We start from the raw sequence: 20,729 nt of genomic DNA on the forward strand, positions 1-20,729 counted from the left end.
ACACTAGCCATTGCGGGTGTGCATGGTCCGCCGCATGCAGATCACGAACGCCGCCGCCCGCCTCGAAGCCGCCCTGGAGTCCAAGCGCACCCGGCGCCCCTGGAACCCCGATCTGCACCCGCGCGACTCCAAGGGCCGCTTCATCGAGACGGGTGGCATTGCTCGCATCTGGGGATCCGGCTTGGCCCGGGTCCTGCGCTCCCTGGGCGGCCGCAACGTCCTCGTGGAGAACCTCACCACCCGCGAGCAGTCCACCGTCCACGCCTCCCGCCTCACCATGGTCGCCCGCCCCGACGGCACCGCCCCGACCAAGAGCAAGAAGAAGGTCCGCGACGAGGACGAACGGCGCGCCGGCGACGGCCGGCGCGGGACCGGCCTGGACACCGACGACGAAGGCGACCAGGGCGACACCCCCGACGCCCCGCATGAGCAGGACGACCGCGGCGACGACATCGGCGAGGACAACGACGAGGACGACGACCTCGGTGAGGGCCCCGAGCCCGAGGACGACGACCCCGCCGTCCCGCGGGGCCGCGTCTTCCAGGACGGCGAGGCCGCCACCCAGAACCCGGCCGGCCCGAGGTTCGACGCCCTGAAGATCGCCAGCGGCGGCCGCCCCCGGGCGCGGCACCGCTTCGGGCAGGGCGACGCCCTCCGGGCCCCAGGGCCCAAGTCCACCAAGGACCCCAAGCGGCTGCGGTTCACCGACGACGAGCACGCCGAACAGGCACTGCTGGAACTGGACCAGCAGTACCTCGGGCTGCTGACACAGGAGTGGGACGAGGAGTGGGACGAGCGGGACGCGCGCTCGGTCTACGAGCAACTCCTCGAAGAGGTCAACGACCTCACGGATGCGGACCCGGAGATCGAAGAGGGCGAACTCGCGCACTTGGCCGGACGTGCGGACTGGCTCGGTGAGCTCGCCGAGGCCGCGGGCCGGGACGACCTCGCCGAGGCCGCGTTCACCCTCGCCGACGCCCTGGACCTGGCCGACGACCGCTTCACCGCCCACGGCGGCAAGCCGATCCCGGCCCCCCGCAAGGGCCGCACCCGGGCCAGCGCCTGGGAACCGGCCGCCCCCGCCACGCCTGCGCGGCCGGCGCGGAAGACCGCCGCGGCCGCGCCCCGCCGCCGCCGGGACCCCAACCGGAAGTTCCAGAGCCTGGACGACGTCCGTGCGCACTGGGCGTCGGGGAACCTGCCGACCGGCACCACCAGTGAGCGCCGGCAGGCGGCGCACGCCACTGCCGTGGCCGAGCTGATGGACAAACTGGACAAGCCGCAGCTCTCCCGCTCCGGTCACTTCATCGTCGGCCAGCTCACCGTCCGCGGCGCCGACGGCAAGGAGGACCGCGGGTGGGCGGTGATGCACACCGACAGCGGGATCCGGCTGACGCTGACCGGGCGGAAGGGCGAGGCGACCGAGTTCGCCAACCGTCTGGAGACGGTCGCCATCGGCGGTGACCCCGTCGACTGGAACGACCCCGACAGCCTCCAGCGCCTGAAGTCCCCCGAGGGCCAGGCCGCCGTCAATGAGGCCGCGGCCGCGGCCCGGGAAGCGTTCGATGCGCGCGCGGCGCAGAAGCGCTCCAGCGCCACCCAGCGGACCCGGCCCGCGCCCGAGACCGGCACGGCGGAGCAGGAGGCCGCCCGCACGATCGCCGCCCGCACCGGGGTCCCGGCCGGGAACGTCGTTGTCGGCCAGGTCGGCGGCCCGACCGCAGGCCGGCCCCGTACCGACGCCGAGCTCCGCGAGTTCTGGAAGAACGGCGGCATCAACGGCCGGTCCCGACAGCAGGCCCGCAAGACGCAGGCGGACATCCTGCGCCGGATGGCCGGGGATCCGGACCTGAACATCACCCTCGCCTCCAACCCGGGGTTCGCCATCGTGGAGAACACCGGCCGCGACGACGACTTCCGATACACGGTGATGACGGCCGGCTCCGGCCGCGGGTTCTCCGGGCTGGGCAAGCGCCGGATCCAGTCGCACGGGCACTTCGCCGACCGGGAGACCGCCGACCGGTTCGCCCTGTACCTGGGCAGCAACCTGCGGGACGGTGAAGGCCGCACGCTGGACTGGGGCGACCCCGAGATCGCCGCGGCCCTGCCCGACTTCCGCGACAAGGACGACCGACCCTTCGCCGAAGCCGTGTGGGACCTCGCGGGCCGCTTCGACCGCGAACGCGGCGCCGACACCTTCGCCGCCCGCTCCACCGCGCCCCGCGACGAACGCGCCGACCGCAACCGCCCCGCCTCGGGCCCGGACCAGGGGCAGGAGGAGCAGGGGCAGGAGAGGAACGCACCGGCACCGGAACAGCAGGAAGAGCAGCGCGAACCCGAGCCCGCCCCGGTCCCGGAGTCTGCGCCCGGCCCGGAGCCGGAAAGCGGGGCGGCCCGGCCCGCCTCCCAGGACCGCGAGATCGCCGCCGCCGACGCGCGCATGGCGGTGGACCAGATGATCCTGGGCCAGCGCGGCACCCTCCAGGACGAGGACACCTCCCGCAAGCAGATCGAGCGCGCCGAAGCGCTCGTGGCCGCGCTGCGCGACGGGGAGGCGGACTCCGTCGCGGAGTTGGGTGAGATCCTGTCCTCAGTCGAACAGGCCGTACGGTCGCGCACCGACGGCCTCGACGACGATTCCAAGCGGTACTGGCTCAACGAGATCGCCGAGGGCCGCCGGGCCCTGATGCGGGCCGAGGCGCGCCTCGGTGACGACGGCACCGACCGCGGCCGGAATTCCGCCCCGCCGCAGGACACCACTGGAGGAGACCGTGAACAGGTACGGCCGGCAGGCCAAGCGGTACTGGCAGACGTACCGGCCCGAGGCGCTGAAGAGTCTGGGCGGCCCGGCCGAGCAGGACGAGTTCTTCCGCGTGCTGGGGAGCCGAATCCTGACCAGGATCGGCGATCTCGCCGAGGAGCTGCGGGAGAAGATGCCGCAGGAGACGACCCAGGACGCTCTGGCGGCCCGGATGCAGTCCCGGGATCAGGCGACGGAGCTGATCCTGGACGAGGAGATGTACCTGCCGAAGGAGCCGGGGACGGAGCGCCTGGAGCTGGGCGAGACCCTGACCCGGTAGCCACTGCGGTCCGGTTCCGGCCGGGCTCGCAGAACGACCTCGCGCCCGCGGGCGAGCGGTCGAAGTCGAAGGCGAACGTCGCCGCCATCCGCGCGCTGCGCGACATCCAGGCCCAGGGTCGGCCGGCGACCGCGGAAGAGCAGCAGATCCTGGCCCGCTGGTCGGGCTGGGGATCGCTGCCGGTAGTCCTGTCCGACAAGCCCGATCCGGCCGATCCGCGGTTCCGCGACAGCGAAGGTGAGCCCGACCCGGCCGCCTACGCCCGAGCACTCGCCCGCTGGGAGTCCTTCGCCGAGGAGCGCGCCGAGGTCCGAGCGCTCCTGGACGATGCCGAGTGGGCGGCCGCCCGCAAGAACACCCTCAACGCCCACTACACCGACGCCTCGCTCGTGGCCCCGGTGTGGGATGCGCTGCGGGACCTGGGGTTCCGGCGTGGCCGGGTCCTGGAGCCGGGCTCCGGGTCCGGCAACTTCATCGGCCAGGCGCCCGACGGGGCCGAGATGGTCGGCGTCGAACTCGACCCGACCACCGCCGCGATCTCGCAGCTCCTCTATCCCGACGCCCGGATCGTCAACTCGCCATTCGAGAAGCTGCGCCTGCCGCCGGACAGCTTCGACGCGGCCGTCGGAAACGTGCCCTTCGGGAAATTCCGGCTGTTCGACCCCATCGACAACCCGGGCCGCCACCACTCCATCCACGACCACTTCATCCTCAAATCCCTGGCCCGGGTCCGCCCAGGCGGCTACGTCGCCCTGGTCACCTCCCGCTTCACCCTCGACTCCCAGGACGACAGCGCCCGGCAGGCCATGTACGACATGGCCGACCTGGTGGGCGCGGTCCGACTGCCCGCGGGCGCCCACCAGAAGGCGGCGGGCACCGACGTGGTCACCGACCTGCTGCTGTTCCGCCGCCGGGACCCGAACCGCTCGCGCACCGGCCGCGGTGACGACACCTGGCTGACGTCCACACCGACCAACGTCGGCGGCTACGAGATCCCGGTCAACAACTACTTCCAGGACAACCCGAAGAACATCCTGGGCCGGCTGGAGACCGAACGGGGCGCGTTCTCCGACCACGACCTGACCGTCAAGGGCGACGGCAACACCCTGCCGGCGCTGCGCGCCGCCCTGGGCCGGATCACGGCCGACGCCAAGGCGGCCGGACTGGAGTACGACGCCTCCTCGGAGAACCGGCGGCTGTCGCTGGACCTCGCCGACGATGCCCGGGACGGCTCGATCGCCCGCGGCGCCGACGGGGCGTTCATGACCGTCGAGGACGGCACCTGGGTGGAGCTCGACGTCCACCCCTCCCAGCATCAGCAGCTCGGCCGCCTGCTGGAGCTCAAAGACCTGTCGAACCGGCTCCTGGACCTGGAGCAGAACACCCGGGAGCCGGGCGAGACCGACGCCATGCGCGAGGCCCGCGCCGCGCTGGCGCTGGCCTACGACGCCTACGTCCGCAAGCACCCCTCCCCCAACAAGCCCGGCCAGCGGCGCCGGTTCTCGCCGCCGGAGGCACTGGCCCGCCGCAAGGCCGAGGGCCTGAAGGAGGTGCCGGACGAGTGGAAGCTGGACACCGCCCTCGCCCTGTTCGAGGACGACCCCGACGGCCACATGGTCTTCGGTCTGGACCGCTGGGACGCCGACGCCAAGGCACCCCGCAAGCTGGAGATCCTCTCCTCCCGGGTCCTCCAACCCCGTGAGATACCCGACCGGGCCGACACCCCCGAGGAAGCCGTCCCCATCGCCCTGGAGCGCGACGGCGGCCGCCTGGAGCTGCCCACGCTGGCCCGCCTCCTCGGCCTCGACCAGACCGCGGCCCGCGAAGCGGTCGGAGAGCTCGCCTTCGACGACCCGGCCACCGGCCGCCTCGAAGCCCGCGCCTCCTACCTGTCCGGCAACGTCCGCCGCAAGCTCGCCGAAGCCAAGGCGGCCGCCGCCGAGGACCCCAAGTACCAGGCCAACGTCGCCGCCCTCGAACGCGTCGTCCCCACCGACATCCGCGCCAAGGACATCCGCGTCAAAATCGGCGCCCCCTGGGTGCCCACCGACGTCTACGAAGGGTTCCTGCGCCACCTCGGCCTGTCCAACGGCGCCGTCAGCAACCTCGGCGGCTCCCGCTGGAAGGTCGTCGGCACCGACTCCGGTGAGATCGCCACCAAGGTGTGGGGCATCCCGCGGCGCAGCGCCTACGACATCTTCGACTCCCTGCTGCACCAGCGCCTCATCACCGTTGTCGAGACGCAGCGCCTGCCCGACGGCACCGAGAAGAAATTCGTCAACCAGAAGGCCACCTCGGCCGCCCGCGCCAAGGCCAAGGACATGGCCCGGGAGTTCCAGAAGTGGGTCATGTCCGACCCGCAGCGCGCCGTGCGCCTGGGCCGCATCTACAACGACAAGTTCAACTCGATCGCGCTGCGCGACTACGACAGCAGCCCGCTCACGCTGCCCGGGATCCGGACCGGCTGGCGGATGCGCCCGCACCAGAACGCGGCCATCCGCCGGATCGTCCAGGAGCCCACCACTCTCCTCGGGCACGTCGTCGGCGCCGGAAAGACCGCCACCATGGTCGCCGGCGCCATGGAACTGCGCCGCACCGGCCTCGCCAAGAAGCCGTCCATCGTGGTCCCGAACCACATGCTGGAGCAATTCTCTCGCGAAGCCGTCGCCCTTTATCCGGGCGCGAAGGTGCTGGCGATTTCCCGAAAGGACCTGCACCGGAAGAAGCGCCGCAAATTCATCGCGAAGATCGCGGGCGGCGACTGGGACATCGTCGTCCTCACCCACGACGCCTTCAACGCCATGCCCATGACCCCTGCCACTCAACAGGGCTACATGGACAAGGAGTTGGCGCTGCTGCGTGAGCAGATCGTCAAGCTCAAGGAGCGGGACGGCAAAAGTCCCACCCTGAAACAAATGGAAACCGTGCTCGCCAATCAGGAGGCGAAACTCGCAGAGAATCTGGAAAAGCTCAAGGACGAGCGCGGCATTTTCTTCGAGAACACCGGAATCGACTATCTCTTTGTCGATGAGGCGCACGAATACAAAAATTTGCGGACGATTTCGAATCTTCCGGGTGCGGCGATCGAAGGTTCCGGGCAGGCCACCCAGCTCCACATGGCCCTGGGATACCTGCGCCGGCACAACGAGTCCGGCCGCGTCGCGACCCTGGCCACCGGCACCCCCATCGCCAACAGCGTCACCGAGGCGTACGTCCTCATGCGGTACCTGGCGCCGGAGATCCTCGAAGACGCCGGGATCGAGGACTTCGACTCCTGGGCGGCCACCTTCGGTGAGGTCGTCACGAAGCTGGAGCAGGCCCCCGACGGCAGCGGCGACTACCGCGAGAAGGCCCGCTTCGCCAAGTTCTTCAACGTGCCCGAGCTGCTGGTGGGCTACCGGACCTTCGCCGACATCCAGACCGCCGCCGACCTGGGCCTGCCCACACCGACGGTGCGGGCCGGTGCCAACGGGCGCCGCGGCGAAGTCGTCGCCATCCCCGCCTCCGCCGAGCAGCGCCGCTATGTCGCATCCCTGGCGGACGAGGACTGGATCAAGAAGCCGGGCGGGGTCCTCAAGGCGATCGGGGCCGCGTCCCGGGCCGCGATCGACATGCGGCTCCAGGGCGGGTCCGGGCACGAGGGCGGCAAGCTCGACGCCGCCGCCCAGCAGATCGCGAAGATCTACGTCGAGCACAAGGACACCGTCTACCCGGTCTCCCGCAACAACCTCACCCCGCAGGAACTCCCCGGCGCCCTGCAGCTGGTGTTCCTGGACGACGGCACCCCCGGCTCCACCGGCCAGAACCCCTTCAACTCCTACGAGGCCATGCGCGACCTCCTGGTCGAGCAGGGCGTCCCGCGGGAGAAGGTCCGCTTCATCCACGAGGCCAAGGACGACAAGGCCAAGGCGAAGCTGTTCGAGGAGGCGCGCTCCGGGAAGATCGCCGTCCTGATCGGGTCCACGGCGAAAATGGGCACCGGCACCAACGTCCAGGACCGGGCCGTCGCCCTTCACCACGTGTCCTACCCGTGGCGTCCGGCGGACATGGAGCAGCGCGACGGCCGCATCGAACGCCAGGGCAATCTGCACGGGGCGAACATCCCCGCCGCCCCCGGGGGCCCGGCCGAAGACGTGCGGATCCTCTACTACATCACCGAGGGCACCTTCGACGAATTCCGCCTGGGCATCCTCGAAGGCAAGGCCGTCTTCATCAACCAGCTCGCCCGCCGCGACTTCAAGGCGCGCGAGATGGAGGACATCGGCGACATCGCCGTGTCCATGGGCACCTTCCGTGCCATCGCCTCCGGCAACCCCGCCATCGCCGAGCGGGCCCAGGCCCAGAGCGAACTGGTGGAACTCCAGCGCCTGTCCGCCGACTGGTACGAGCAGCAGCAGGACCGCCGTCAGCGCATCGACTACCTCACCGGCCGCATCGCCGGCCTGGAGGCGGCGCTGCCCGGGATGCGCGATGCCCTCACGCGGCGCCGCGACATCAGCGGCGACGGGTTCGAGGCCGTGCTCGACGGCGTCGACTACCGCAGCCGCCCCGAGGCCGCGCAGGCCCTCGGCGAGCGGATGGCGGCCCTGGCCAAGGACACCCGCCGGCGCGAAGGCAGCACCCGGCTCGGCGAGATCGGCGGTGTCGGTGTCCTCGCCGACATCGAGTACGACCGCGACGGCAACCGGCTGCTCCGGCTCCGCCTCGACCACGCCCCCGCCTACACCGGCACCGCGTTCCCCGAGACCCGCGGCCTGTGGTCCGCCCGCAAGGTGGACGACACCTCGGGCCGCGGCGGACTTCAGTCCCTGGAGAACCTGCTCCGGTCCCTGGACTCCGACGTCGACAAGCGACAGGCCGAACTCGACGGCGCCCGGCGCTCGCTCCGCGACGCCAAGACCTACCTCCAGGAGGGCACCAGCCCCTACGAGGAGGCCGCAGAGGCCACCGAGCGCCGCGTCCAGGCCCTCGGCGAGCTCGTCATGCGCCATCAGGAGGCCCGCAAACTCACCGACCGCATCAAGGCAGTCGGACCCAACCCGGACGCCGCCAAGTTGCGGAAGCGCCTGAAGGAACTCCAGCAGGAGACCGCTCTCCTGGAGAAGATGGCCGCCGAGGACCGCGCAAAAACGATTCCTCAGCCCGAAGCCGCCGGCCCCGAGGAGACGACACCGGCCGAGGCCGCACCCGCGGTGCGGCAGTGGCGGCCGGGCAGCCTCCCCGACGACCAGCTCGACCAGGAACTGCAGGAGATCGAAGGCGCCATCACCGACGGCACCGCGGACGACGCCGCGGTGGACCGGCACGCCACCCTCACCGCCGAGCGGGCCCGCCGCACCCGCGCCGCCCGCCCCCAGACCACGCCGGAAGCCGCACCAGCCGAACGGAACACCGACGCACCTGCGCCGCAAACCGCACCGCGGCCGCCCGCCGACTCCTCCCCCGCACCGAACCGCACCGCACCCCCCACCCCGGACCCGCGTCCGGCACCGGACCCGGATCCCACAGACCCGGCGCCCGAGTCGCCCGACACGGAACAGGACACCACCCCGGCCCCGGCCCCGGGCCCGGTCGAAGCCACGCCGCCTGCCGAACAGCCGACGCCGGACCCCGGCGACGGTGCTGATGAGCGGCCCGCAACGGACGGCCCAGAGGCAGAGCCGGAAGCCGGGCCGGACGCCGAGCGCCCGTGGGCCGAGGGCGACGAAGTCATCACGCCCCGCGGCCCGGGAACCCTGACCCACGTCGCCGACAACGGCTACGGTCTGGCCGAGACCGAAGCCGGCACCTTCCCCATCGCCCTGGCCGAGCTGCGCCGCCCCGGCGAGGACACCTCACAGGCCGACCGGGAGAAGGCCGCCAACGCCGAAGCCAAGCGGCAGCAGGAGGACGCCTGGCTCGCATCCGCCGCCACCCCCGAGGGCGCACCGATCCGCAGCATGGAGGACTACCGGCTGGCGGACCTCGACGTGGACGCCGGCCACGGCTCCGTCATGCGCGACGGACGGATGGTCGCCTGGATCCGCGCCCGCTCCCCCAAGGGCACCGCGGTCTGGCTGGCGCAGGACGCCCGCGGCGGCCGACCCCAGCGCAGCGCACTGCGCATCGATGAGGACAACCGCGGCCAAGGCATCTACCGGTCCATCGCCGAAGCGGCCTGGACCGCCGCCTACAACGCCGACAGCAGCGCCGATCCGTCGAGGGGCGCCGGGGTGACCCGGCCCGAGGACATGCGCGGCGTGATCCTCGGAAGAGCCCTGACCCAGGCGCAGTTCCGTGAGCTCGAAGACCTGGCGAAGCGGTGGGAGCGCGGCGACGACGAGGAACTGCGATACGTCGCCCGCAACTACTACGGCGGGCAGGTCTCCGCCCGGCAGATGCGGCACGCGGCCGACGCCGTCGACCGCGAAGCCGACACGCTCGACCTGGACACCGCGGACGGCCGGAGGAAGGAGAAGCTCTACCGGGGACTGGCCCAGGGCATCAGGCGGCAGGCCCGAGCGCTGGAGGCCGAGTCCACCATGCCGCCGCCCGGCGAGCCCGACCCGTTCAGCACCCGCGACGACTCCCCCGACACCGATTCCGCACCCGACCCCCAGGAGGACGGCGGGGAGGACGACAGCGAGAACGAAGGCCCCGACACCTCACCGGAGCCGGACCCCGCATCGGACGAAGAGCGCCCCGGCAGCGCCTCGGAGGAGGGCCGGGAGCCCACACGCAGGCCGCGGGAGGACGACCGCGGGGGCCGGGACGGCGGCGACGAGCCGCCGAACCCGCCGTCCGGAGCCACCGGCCCGGCCGACGACGACGATCGTGAGGACGACGACCGCGAAGGAGACGGGGAAGGCGACTCCCCCACCCCCGAGGGGCCGGAACAGGGCGACGACGACCGCGAGCCGAAGGACGACGAGCCCCAGGAGAGGCGTCGGCGCCCCAACTCCCGAGACCGCAACCGGCGTGACCGAGAAAGGGACTCCGGCCGCCCCGCCGGGCCGCGGCCGCGCGTCCCGGACACCGACCGCCGCAACCGCCGCGACGACGATGACGATGACAACGAGGGTCGCCGCGCTGTGGACCCGGGCGGCCCCGAGCGGCTGCGGGAACTGACCGGCCGCTACCGCTCCGGCGGTGCGCCCGTCCCCGCCGGAGCCGACCCGGACGCCCACGCCCGCTACCTGCGGGGCCTGGCCGACAACGACTCGCTGACCCTGTCGCCCGACGGGGGCCTGATCACCTGGACCAACAGCAACGACGCCGGCACGTGGCGGTACGGGCACGCGGCCAGCGGTCTGCACCTCGAAGGGTGGCAGGCCGACGGCAGCGCCATCGGCGGCCGGGAAGGAGCCCGCCGCCTGGCGGGCGCGTACGAACGGCTCCTCGACCGGGACGGTCGGGCCATCGACTGGGCGGCGCCGCAGCTCGACCCCCAGGCCCTGAAGACGTGGCGTGACGAGCAGGGCAACCCGCTCACCACCGCCGTCGACCAGGCGCGCCTGCGAGCAGCCGGAGCAGACGCCCCCGAGGTTCCGCCCGCTTCGGATCGCCCCGAAGCGCCCACAGCAACCGAGAGCGGCCCGAGCGCGGGGTCCACCGACACCGAGCCGGACGGCAGGCCGGACACCACAGCCGCGACCAGCGGGCCCGCCCCCACCGGCCGGAACACCCCCCGCGACACCGGCACACCGGGCGGCACGGAAACCGGTCGCCGGGAGGGCGCCGCACCCGGATCCCGGTATGCCGTCAACGCCACCGGCAGCACCGACGCCGGCACCGTCAACGGCCGCCGCGTGCCCACCCATCGGGAGATGGAGCAGTACGAGGACGGCCCCGACCGGGTCATCAGCCGCGACGGGGAGCAGGCCCTGTTCGGCTCCCCCGAGGAGATGCTGAACCTCGCCGGCGAGGGGTTCGTCCCGTCTCCGCTGCTGCGCACCGACGGCGGGGGGCAGGTGTGGCGGGACGGGCGCCGGATCGGCGGTATCTCCCGAGACGGCGACGGCGCGGACCGCCCCTATCTCAGCGAGGGCCCCTTCACCCGCAACCCGCTGGTCTTCCGTACCCGTGAGGCCGCGGTCGCGCACCTGGTGCTGCGGGACATGGAGCGCGGCGAGCCCGACCTCGCCGTCGTCCACCCCGATCTGGCGGCCACGCTGGCCGGTCCCGACGTCCTCGCGGCGTTCCCCTCCGACACCGACCCCACCCGCGGGCCCGACTCCCTCCTGGACAACCCCGAAGACCTGGAGCGGTACCGGGCCCTACGGCGCCTCCTGGACCAGCTCGGTGCCGGTGTGACGCCCAGCGGCAACGTGGCCGACGACCTGGCCCGCCTGCACGCCGAGGCGCGGTGGCTCGACGGGGCGCACTCCGAGGAACGGGGGCCCGGCCGCACGCAGCAGCCCGTCACGGGGGCGGGGTGGCTGGCGGACAGGGCCGGCGAGTACCTGGACGTGCTGCGCCCGGAGGATCCGCGGGCCGAGCACCACGACGCGGCCCGCAACCGTGCGGCCCGCCAGTTCCTCGACCGGCTGCTCGCCGACGGCGACCCGGACACCGCCGAGCGCGTCCCGGCGGACCGGATCCGTGCCGGTGATGTCGTCCGGCTCGACGGCCGGGTCATCAGCCAGGGCCCCGGCTTCCGCGGCAGCGGTATGGGGTTCGTCGTCGGCGAGCCCGAGAAGGCCACCCTGACGATCCCGGGCCGCCCGCAGGAGAGGGCGATGCGCATCACCATCTCCACCGAACCGTTCGGCCCTCGCGACCCCCGGTACAACCACACCTTCCTCATCCCCGTGGACGGCCCGTCCGGCCTGCGGCTGGCCCGAGCCGAGGACACGGATCTGCCCTTCGAGCAGCACCGCTACGGCCGCCAAGGACAGACCCCGGCCCCGGCCGCCCCGGCACCGGCCGCCGACGCGCCTTCGCCGCGCCCCACCGACGGCGAAGACCGCCCGGGACCCGACGAGACCGACACCCCTACCCCTACCCCTGCCCCTGCCCCCGCAGTGGCCCCGGCCCCGGCGGGCGGTGCGCGGGCCGGAGTCGGTCGGGCCCCGGGCTCCCCGGCCCGGACCGCCGACGCTCCGCCCGGGCCCCGGCCGGAGGAGGAACAGCCCGGCACCGGGGACGCCTCTGCGGGCCGCCGCCGACCGGCCGCCCCCACCAGCACCTCCGACGCCGACCCGGACGCCCCGGCCGAGCCCGAGGAGATCGGTGGCCGCCCGGCGGAGTGGGTGAAGATCTCCGACCTGGTGCTCGGTGACCTCGCCCGCGTCGAAGGCATCACCTCCGGCGGCACGCCGCGGGTGGCCGCCGGGTACGTGGTCGACGGCCCCCGCGAGATCAACACGGTCGTCAAGAGACGGCTCCAGGGCATGCACCGCGTGCTGATCTCCGACACCCCCGACGGCCGCGGGCATCGGACCCCGGTGTGGGTCGTGCCGGACGCCGCCGTGGCCCGCGCCACCCGCGACACCGCCGACCAGGGCCCGCAGGAGCCGCTGACGGGCGCTGACTCCACCGTCCTGACCGGCAACCTCTCCGAGCGGGTGCCCACCGACCGTGCGGGCGTCGCCCTGTTCCCCGGATCGCTCGTGACCGACCCCGACGGTCGCGAAGGCATCGTCACCGGCGCCAACGCCGGGGCGGTGCGTGTGCAGTTCGGCGACGACCGCACCGACGACGCCCACGCCCCGACCTCCCTGACGGTGACCGACGGCGGGGCCGCCCGCGCGGCCGGATGGTCGCCGGACGGGCAGCGGATCCGCTCCGGGGCGATCGTCCACGAGCGCGACGGACGCCCGCTGGGCACGGTCGAGGTCGTGGACGGCGACACCGTCACCGTCGCGACCCCGCAGGGCCCGCAGGAACGCCCGGCCGCCGAACTCGGCGTCGCCCGACAGATACCGGCCCCGGGCGCGCCCGATGCCGGGGCCCGCCTGGACCGGGTGCCCGCCCAGGACCTGGTGGCGGACCGGGACACGATCCTCGTGGACGGCCCGGACGGCTTCGCCCCCGCCCTGGTCACCGGGATCGAGGCCGTCTCACCCACCCACACCCGGATCACCGCCGTGGACACCACCACAGGCGAGATCCACGACCTCCACGGCCGCCCCGACGGCGTCTACATGCGGGTGTCCGGTCCCGACGGCGGCCCCGTCGACCTCGGCCCGAACGACGTCCCCGACCGCACCGGGCCCGTTCGCGAGACGGGCCCGGCCCCCGAGATCCGACCCGTCTCCGAACCCACCGTCGCCCCGCAGCTCGGCCCGGCCGAACGGGCGGCCGTAGCCGACCGCGGCCGGACTGCGGCCGACAGCGACGACGCCACCCAGGGCGGCGCCCGCATCGGCCAAGGGCTGCCGGTCACCGCCGGACAGGCCCAGGCCGTCGCCGAGGGTCTGCGCCACGACGCCGACCCCGACACCCCCGAGGGCCGCGCCGCCCAGCGCGCCGCAGACGCCCTCGATGCCGCCGCCGGAATCCCCACCTCCCCCGACCCGGCCCCGGAGCCGGAGCCCCGACCCGGCACCATCGCCGGCGTCGGCGTCGGCGTGGGTGACACCATCGCCCTGCCCGACGAGTTCAACCCCGAGACCCTGACCGCCTACCGCGTGACCGACATCGAGGAGGCCCCCGCCGGAATCCGGGTCCTGACCATCGAGGACGGCGACGGGCTCCGCTTCACCCGTCCCCTGCCCGGCGCCACTGCCCTCCACCAGCTTCCCGACCCCAACCCGCCCACCCCCGACACCGACCCGGCCCCCGCCGACCCGGCCCCCGACTTCGAGGAACTCCGCCGCCAGTACACCGACACCGTCATCGAGTCCGTCATCGACAGCGCCCTCCAGGGCGCCCTCACCCCCGGCTCCATCCATCAACTCCGCGAGCAGATCGCCGCGCAGGTCGTCCCGGCCCGACTCGCCGGGGCCATGCGGCGGGCCCGCCGCGCCACCCTGGCGGCCATCGACGGCACCGGCATCGAAGGCGAAGCCCGCGACGAGCAGGTACGCCTGCTGCGGCCGGCGGCCGCCCGCGCCCGCCGGGACGCGATCCGGGCCGTCCTGCGCACGATCAACGACCTCGAACCCCTGCCGGACGAGTCGCAGGAGGACACCGCCCGCCGCGCCGCGGACCTCCTCCGCCTGATCCCCGAAGCCCTCCGCACCCGCCCCACCCCGACCCCCGATGCCGGCGGTGACGGGGTGCAGGAAGCCGTCACCGACCACGTGCAGGGGCCGTTGGAGGAGGCACTCCGGGAAGCCGGCCGGAACAGGCCGCTCACCGGCCGCCGTCAGGCCGCCATCCTGGAGCGGTTCGCCGCGGAGGTGGCCGCCTCTCGGCAGGCCGCCGCCGACCGCATCCTCGCGGGCCTGCCCACCCAGCGGCGGCGCCCCGGGGTCACCGTCCAGGTGTTGGCCGCGCTGGCCCTGCTGGCCCGCAAGCTCATCGCGCTCGTCGCCGCGTTCCTGAAGGCCCTGGCCGAGCTGTGGCGCCGCGGCCGCGCCCACCTCCAGGCGGTCCGGGCCCGCATCAGCCGGTTCCGCCGCACCCTGATGCAGCGGATCCGGTCGTGGCCGGAGTCCCGCCGCCTGCGCCGCCTGGCCGCCGCCACCGACCTTCCCGCCGCGGGCGACGGGCTGCCCCTCGCCGACCGGGTCGCGCACTGGAGCCGGCTTCTTCCGGCCCCGGGCCGCTTCGGCCAGGTCTCCAGGCGCACCCGCTGGTACCGGCCCGCCTCCCGGGACCAGTTGGACGCCCGCCGACTCCCCCCGGTCCAGGACTCGGTCCGCTGGGGCGCGGACCGGGCCGTGGACGGCGGCCCCGGCCCGCAGGCCCTGCGCCACCTCGCCGCGGTCCGGGCCGCCGGGCAGGACGTCGACACCGACCTGGCCTCCCGGCTCACCGCGGCCGCTCCGGAACTCGGCGACGACCCGCACGGCCTGGTCCGCGCGGCCACCGGCTACGTCGACAGCGCCGAACGCCGTGTGCGCGACCTGGAAGCCGCCGGCGGCGAGGACGCGGAGGCCGAGATCGCGGCCGCGCGAGCGGAGGCGGCCCTGGCACGGCAGGAAGCCGACCGGCTCACCGCCTCCTACGCGGCAGCACTCCCGGGCGCGGTCCGTGACACCCTCGCCGAGCTCCGCGAGATGGGGCAGGGGCCGACCGCCACCCTGGCGATCGCCTCCGGCAGCGACCCCGAGGCCGCCCGCGCCCTCCGCGAGATCGCCGAGTTCCTCCCCCGGGACTGGATCGCGGCCGTGGACGACCAGGCCCTGACCGCCCTCACCGGCACCGAAGGCGGCTACCGGGCCCCCCATCGGACCGCGACCGTCGCGGACCTCGCCGACGGCGGCCGCCGAACGGCCGCCTACGCACTGCTGGCCCACCTCCAGCAGCACCACCCCGACCTGCTGGCCGCCCAGGAAGCGTTCCACTTCACCCGCACCCACCGCGGGCGGGTCGGGGCCCGGCGCCGCACCGACCTGGACCGGCTCCTGGACCGCCTCTTCGGCGGCCGCACCGTCCGCGAGGACACCGGAGGGATCGTGCCGATGGGCTGGGCGAGCCTGTTCTCCGGCGACTGGTACAAGGACGACGACCTGCGGGCATTCCTCCTCGGACTGCTCGCCACCCGGTAGAAGGAGACAACGCATGAGGGTGACGGGCACCTGGGACGACGGCACCGCCTACGACGTACAGATCACCGACGGGGCGGTGACCGGCTCACGCCGGATCCGTGCGCTGGTCGGCCAGTTCACCGGGAAGCCGGTGCTGCTCGGCCCGCTCGGGCCGCAGCGTCCGGTGTCGGTCACGGACGGCGCGACGGTGTTGGGCCTGCTGCGCCGGCACACGACGGTGGTGGAGGTCAGACCGTGATCGCGAAGACCCACAGGTGCGGGTCGGCCCCGGGGATGATCGCGTAGTGGACGATGGCGGTGCGGGTCGAGATGACCCGCACCGTGTCGTCCATCTCGTATTTGTCGGCCTGCGGCCACGCCCACGGATCGGCACAGGCCCGCAAGACCGCTTCGTGCAGCTCCTCGCGCACAGGCACGGGAAGTTCCCGGATCGTCTGCCCGACATGGGCGGCGAACCGGGCCGGAATCGCGCTCACCGCCCGAAGACCTCGTCCATCGTCATGGCCCCGTCCTCGGACCGGCCCTCGCTCTCCCACCGCCGGTATGCACCGCGGGCCAGCTCCAAGGCCAGCGCCTCACGGTCGGCGCCCTCCGGCCCCTGGGCCGCGCGCAATACGGCCACCACGTACGCGTCCACCTGCAATCCGGACCGTCGGGCCTGCTCCTCGACCCGGCCCGCCAGCTCGGGATCCACGGAAACCGTCAACACCGTCATGCTTCGAGGGTAACGAGCGGCCCGCCGCAGCGGGAGGGGATCGGCCCGAGACGTAAGGGGACCGGCCGCCGGACCCTCCCGGCTGTGGACTACGCATACGCCGTGAAGGCGCTCCCCCGGCCCGACGATCCGCAGCCCGAGGAACCGGTGGCGCCCCCCGAGCCGAACCCGCCGCGGGAGGACGACGCGCGTCCGTGGGCAGGCGACCTCTACGACGAAGGCGACGAATCCGACCCCGCTGCCGCCTTCGCCGCGTTCTCCGGCCAGAGCGGCGAACAGGCGTGGCTGGACAAGGCGGAGGACGGCACGCTGACCGGCTGGCTGCGCGACGAGACCGGGCAGGTGTACCGGTACGCGGACCCGGATGCTTGGGCCATCGACGTGGACGATGCCGGGATGGCCCAGACAGGCGGATCAGGGCAGGGCGCGGTCGAGCCTGGGGCCGGTCCGGACGGGGCCGAGGGTGCCGCGGAGCCCGCCGCGGCGGAGCCGGGGGAGGAGACGGGGGTGGAGTTCGCGACCGCGGACGACGTGGTCCTCCCGTCGGAGTCCGGCCCGCCCGAACCGGGGTCGGAAGAACCTGCGGACGAGGACGAGGAGGACGACGACGAGGGGTTCCCCAAGGGTGGCAAGGTGCCGCGCTAGCAGTCTCCGGCTCCGCGCCCCACACCCGTTCTGTATGCCCCTCGCCGTTCCCACCGCTCGCTAGTCCGCGGCCCGGCACGGGCCCGTCGTCCCGACCCGGCCCTCCAATGGGGGCCGGGACAGTAGCAGTGCGGCGCCCCCACGGTGCAGGTCCCACCTGAAGGAGGACCCGCACCGTGGCTCGCAGCACTCCCCCCAGCCCAGGCCGTACCAGGCCGCCCCGCCGCCGGGGCGTGATCCGGGCCATCTTCGCCGTGACCGGCGTCGTGGACGAGGTCAACGACCTGATCGTGCCGGGCGCATTCACCCGCACCCTCGCCACCCGGCGCGTCAAGGCGGTCTGGCATCACGACTGGACCAAGCCCGTCGGCACGGTCCTCGACGTCGAGGAGTGGAAGCCCGGCGACCGACGGTTCGCCTCCATACCCGGCGGCGCCGTCTGGCCCGCGGCGGCCGGCGCCCTGGTCGCCACGATCGCGTTCAACCTGCGCACCCGCCGGGGCCGGGAAGCCTACGAGCAGGTCCGGCAGTGGCACGACAACGGCGAAGCCGCGTTCTCCATCGGCTACAAGGTCACCTCCGGCGGAGCCTCCAAGCGCCACGACGGCATCCGCGTCATCCACGACCTGGAGCTGTACGAGGTGAGCCCCGTCCTGCACGGCGCACACCCGATGACCCGGTCCCTGGAGGTCAAGGCCGTCACCGACGGCCCGCCCTTGGAGTACAAGAGCACATGGTCGGCGGTGGAGCTCAAGGCCGCCGAATCCCAGACCGGGCGCGGCGTGATGGTGGCCCTCCAGGTGCCCGAGGACATCGCGGCGCAGCTCGCCCGGCCGGACGGCACCGCGCCCGAAAGCCTGCACGTCACCCTCGCCTACCTCGGGGCCGCCGACGCCCTCGGCGGGAACCCGGACGACCTCGGCGACCTCGTGGCCCAGGCCGTCACCGGCGCCCCTGCCCTGTCCGGGAGCATCGGCGGCATCGGCCGGTTCCCGGACGCCGGAGACGGCGAGCCGGTCTGGGTCCCGGTGGACGTGCCCGGCCTCGCCGAGCTGCGCCAGCGCATCGTGGACGCCTTGAGCACCTCCGTGTACTCGGGGAGCCTGCGCTCCGAGCACGGCTTCACCCCGCACATCACCCTCGGCTACGACCTGGCCGATGTCGCACCGGTCCCCGCGACCCCGATCGAGTTCACCCAGGTCGCAGTGGTCCTCGGCCCGGACACCCGACTCGTGCCGCTGTCGGCCCCCGAACGGGACCCGGAACCGGGCGGCTTCGAAGCGAAGTCCGCAGCCGACATCGTCCTCGAAGCCAAGGCCCTGTCCCCGTCCGCCCCACCCACCCCGGGCCGCGACGGCGGCCGGTCGGCAGCCAGGGCCGTCCTCGAAGCCAAGTCCGCTCCCCTACCCCCGGAGGAACCCGTGCCCGCCCCCCTGCCCTGGTCCTACGAACAGCTCCGTGACCGCCTCTCCGACGCCGCCCGCACCCTGCTGGGCGAAGGCGACGGGTACGCGGTGGTCGAGGCGACCTACCCGGACCACGTGATCGTCTCGGTCGGCCCCGACGACCCGACCACCTACTCGATCCCCTACACCGCCACCGCCCGAGGTGTGGATCTGGGAGTCCCGGCCCCGGTGGAGCTGACCACCGTGGCCGTGCCGGTGACCGGCGAGCAGCGCCCGGTGGAGGGCGACGAGGCGATCGAGGCCCGGTTCATCCAGCCGACGGCCTCCGCACTCCGCGGGGCCACCGCCCTGATCGGAGTGTCCGGCGCGGGCCCCGGTCACCTGGAGTCCCTGAAGCCGACGATCACCGGCCTGTTGACCAGCCTCCGGGAGAAGGGCCTCCCCATCCCGGACATGGACGACGACCAGGCGCCCGAGGGCTCGTCCCTCGACCTGTGGGCCGACGAGGACGACGAGTTCGAGGTCACGGACGGCTGGTCGGACGACGACCCCGACGACATCGAACCGGCGGCCTCCGATGAGGCCGCCGCGGGGGACCCGGGCGGCCCGGGAGAGGACGTGCCCCCGGGCGAGGCTGCCGACCCTGACCACGTTCCATCCGGCCCCGACGATGCCGCACCCGACGACGAGGAAGAGGAGATGGTCCGCCTGGAGCCGGACGAGGTCAAGGCGATGCTGGCCTTCCTCACCCTGTGACCTGCGGAAAGACCGTGCCGAGCCGCAGTCGGGACTCCGTGCCCGCCTGCCCGAGACGGTAGTGCCCTCACTGCTCTGGAATCCGCCTCGCGTTGAGGCGTCCCGGTGCTGGCCGGGCGAGCGACGCGCGCCATCGCCCGCCCAGCACAGGAGAGAGCACACCCCATGGCCCAGGCCAACGACAAGAGCCTCATCCGCTCCCTGAAGTCCCAGCTCGCCGAGAAGAGCGCAGAGGCCGAGCGCATCGCAGGAACGTTCCGGGAGGAGGACGGCGCTTTCGTCGTCTCCACCGAGCAGCGCACCGCCTACGTCAAGGCAGTCCGGGACGCCCAGGAGATCAAGGGCCTCCTCGACGCAGCCACCAACGCCGACGACCTGACCGGCTACCTCGACGCCCCCGACAGCCGACCGGCCGCGGGCGAGTTCTACGGATCCCCTCCGGGCGCCGAGGCCAAGAGCCTGGGTGAGATGTTCGTGGGGTCCGAGGCATACAGGCGGGCCGCAGCCAGCGGCTTCAAGGACCGCCCCTTCATCCGTGCCGAGATGGAGGGGAAGTCGATCTTCAGCCTCTCCGCCGGTACCCACACCCACCAGGCTCTCGGCGGCGTTCAGGACCTCGGCATCACCGAGGCCCAGCGCCGCAAGATGCACATCCGCGACCTGTTCCCTGCCGCCAAGACCAAGAACGCCGTTCTCCTCGGCATCCGAGAGACCGGCTGGGTCAACAACGCGGCGCAGGTCGCGGAACGCCGGGCCGCCGACGGAGTGTCCGCGCCGACCGGCCAGGACAGCGACGTGTTCGGCCGGGCCCCGCGCTCGAAGCTGAAGCTGGAGCCCGTGGCGTTCCCTATCGCCGAGATCGCACACATGATCGATGGCCACAAGAACATCCTGAGCGACGAGCCGCGCCTCAAGCAGTTCATCAACTCCAGGCTCGTCGAGGGCATCAAGTTCGCCGAGGACTACGACCTGCTCCACAGCGTCGGCGGCGACGGCACCAGCATCACCGGACTGTTCAACACCCCTGGCGTCCAGCAGTACAGCGGCAAGAGCACCGACAAGTACTCGATCCAGATGCGACGGGCCATGACCAAGGCCCTCCTGGCCGAGTACGAGCCGACGGGCGTCGTCCTCTCCCCGTCCATGTGGGAGGAGGTCGAGGTCGAGACCGACGACACCGGCGCCTTCCGTGTGGCGCTCCAGGTCGCCGTCGGCGCCCAGAAGAAGGTCTGGCGGATCTCCGTTGTCGAGACCACGGCCATGCCGGACGGGCAGTACCTGCTCGGCGCATTCGGTTTGGGCGCCCAGTTGTTCGACCGAGAGAACGTCTCCGTCACCGTATCGAGTGAGAACTCGGACAACTTCGAGCGTGGCGTTCTGACGTTCCGCGCCGACGAACGGGTCGCCCTCGAAGTCTCTCGCCCTGAGGCCTTCGTGATCGGCAGCTGGACCACCCCCACGGTCTGACGGCTGCTCTGAGCACAGACGC

7 protein-coding genes are annotated in these 20,729 nt (G+C 73.2%); 5 read left to right on the forward strand and 2 right to left on the reverse strand.

Translation table 11 applies throughout. The features are described 5' to 3' along the window. Nucleotides 1–34 precede the first annotated feature (34 nt). Together ABTZ17_RS06930 and ABTZ17_RS06935 are read left to right on the forward strand one after the other, a co-directional pair. Nucleotides 35–15,718, forward strand: coding sequence for a helicase-like domain-containing protein (locus tag ABTZ17_RS06930; RefSeq protein ID WP_352194463.1), 15,684 nt, complete (start codon nt 35–37; stop codon nt 15,716–15,718). A gap of 13 nt (nt 15,719–15,731) precedes the next feature. Then, a complete protein-coding gene (locus tag ABTZ17_RS06935) occupies nt 15,732–15,956 on the forward strand; it encodes a hypothetical protein (RefSeq protein WP_352194464.1) in 225 nt (74 codons plus the stop codon). On the opposite strand, the gene ABTZ17_RS06940 is transcribed toward ABTZ17_RS06935, so the two are convergent. Both ABTZ17_RS06940 and ABTZ17_RS06945 read right to left on the reverse strand, forming a co-directional pair. Beyond that, nucleotides 15,946–16,194, reverse strand: coding sequence for a hypothetical protein (locus ABTZ17_RS06940; RefSeq protein WP_352194465.1), 249 nt, complete (start codon nt 16,192–16,194; stop codon nt 15,946–15,948). The two genes, ABTZ17_RS06935 and ABTZ17_RS06940, sit on opposite strands and share 11 nt — an antisense overlap. Further along, nucleotides 16,191–16,433 (reverse strand): hypothetical protein, encoded by a 243-nt coding sequence (locus ABTZ17_RS06945; RefSeq protein WP_352194466.1) that lies wholly within the window; start codon nt 16,431–16,433, stop codon nt 16,191–16,193. The genes ABTZ17_RS06940 and ABTZ17_RS06945 overlap by 4 nt, the downstream gene beginning before the upstream one ends. An 84-nt stretch (nt 16,434–16,517) precedes the next feature. On the opposite strand from ABTZ17_RS06945, the gene ABTZ17_RS06950 reads away from it, so the two are divergent. The 3 genes from ABTZ17_RS06950 to ABTZ17_RS06960 all read left to right on the forward strand — a co-directional run bounded on the left by ABTZ17_RS06950 (nt 16,518) and on the right by ABTZ17_RS06960 (nt 20,707). Next, nucleotides 16,518–17,078 carry a hypothetical protein gene (locus tag ABTZ17_RS06950; protein WP_352194467.1) on the forward strand — a complete coding sequence of 187 codons (561 nt, stop codon included), beginning with the start codon at nt 16,518–16,520 and terminating at the stop codon, nt 17,076–17,078. A gap of 176 nt (nt 17,079–17,254) precedes the next feature. Next, the gene (locus ABTZ17_RS06955; RefSeq protein ID WP_352194468.1) at nt 17,255–19,240 is read left to right on the forward strand and encodes an HK97 family phage prohead protease; all 1,986 of its coding nucleotides are present in this window, start codon (nt 17,255–17,257) and stop codon (nt 19,238–19,240) included. 165 nt (nt 19,241–19,405) lie between these two features. Then, a complete protein-coding gene (locus ABTZ17_RS06960) occupies nt 19,406–20,707 on the forward strand; it encodes a phage major capsid protein (RefSeq protein WP_352194469.1) in 1,302 nt (433 codons plus the stop codon). Nucleotides 20,708–20,729 lie beyond the last annotated feature (22 nt).

Origin of the sequence: Streptomyces sp. NPDC097619, from assembly GCF_040302735.1 — a bacterium.
Lineage (GTDB): Bacteria > Actinomycetota > Actinomycetes > Streptomycetales > Streptomycetaceae > Streptomyces.

Coding starts and splice junctions, on each gene's coding strand:
- ABTZ17_RS06930 (WP_352194463.1), top strand. CDS start 35: ATGCAGATCACGAACGCCGCCGCCCGCCTCGAAGCCGCCCTGGAGTCC.
- ABTZ17_RS06935 (WP_352194464.1), top strand. CDS start 15,732: ATGAGGGTGACGGGCACCTGGGACGACGGCACCGCCTACGACGTACAG.
- ABTZ17_RS06945 (WP_352194466.1), bottom strand. CDS start 16,433: ATGACGGTGTTGACGGTTTCCGTGGATCCCGAGCTGGCGGGCCGGGTC.
- ABTZ17_RS06960 (WP_352194469.1), top strand. CDS start 19,406: ATGGCCCAGGCCAACGACAAGAGCCTCATCCGCTCCCTGAAGTCCCAG.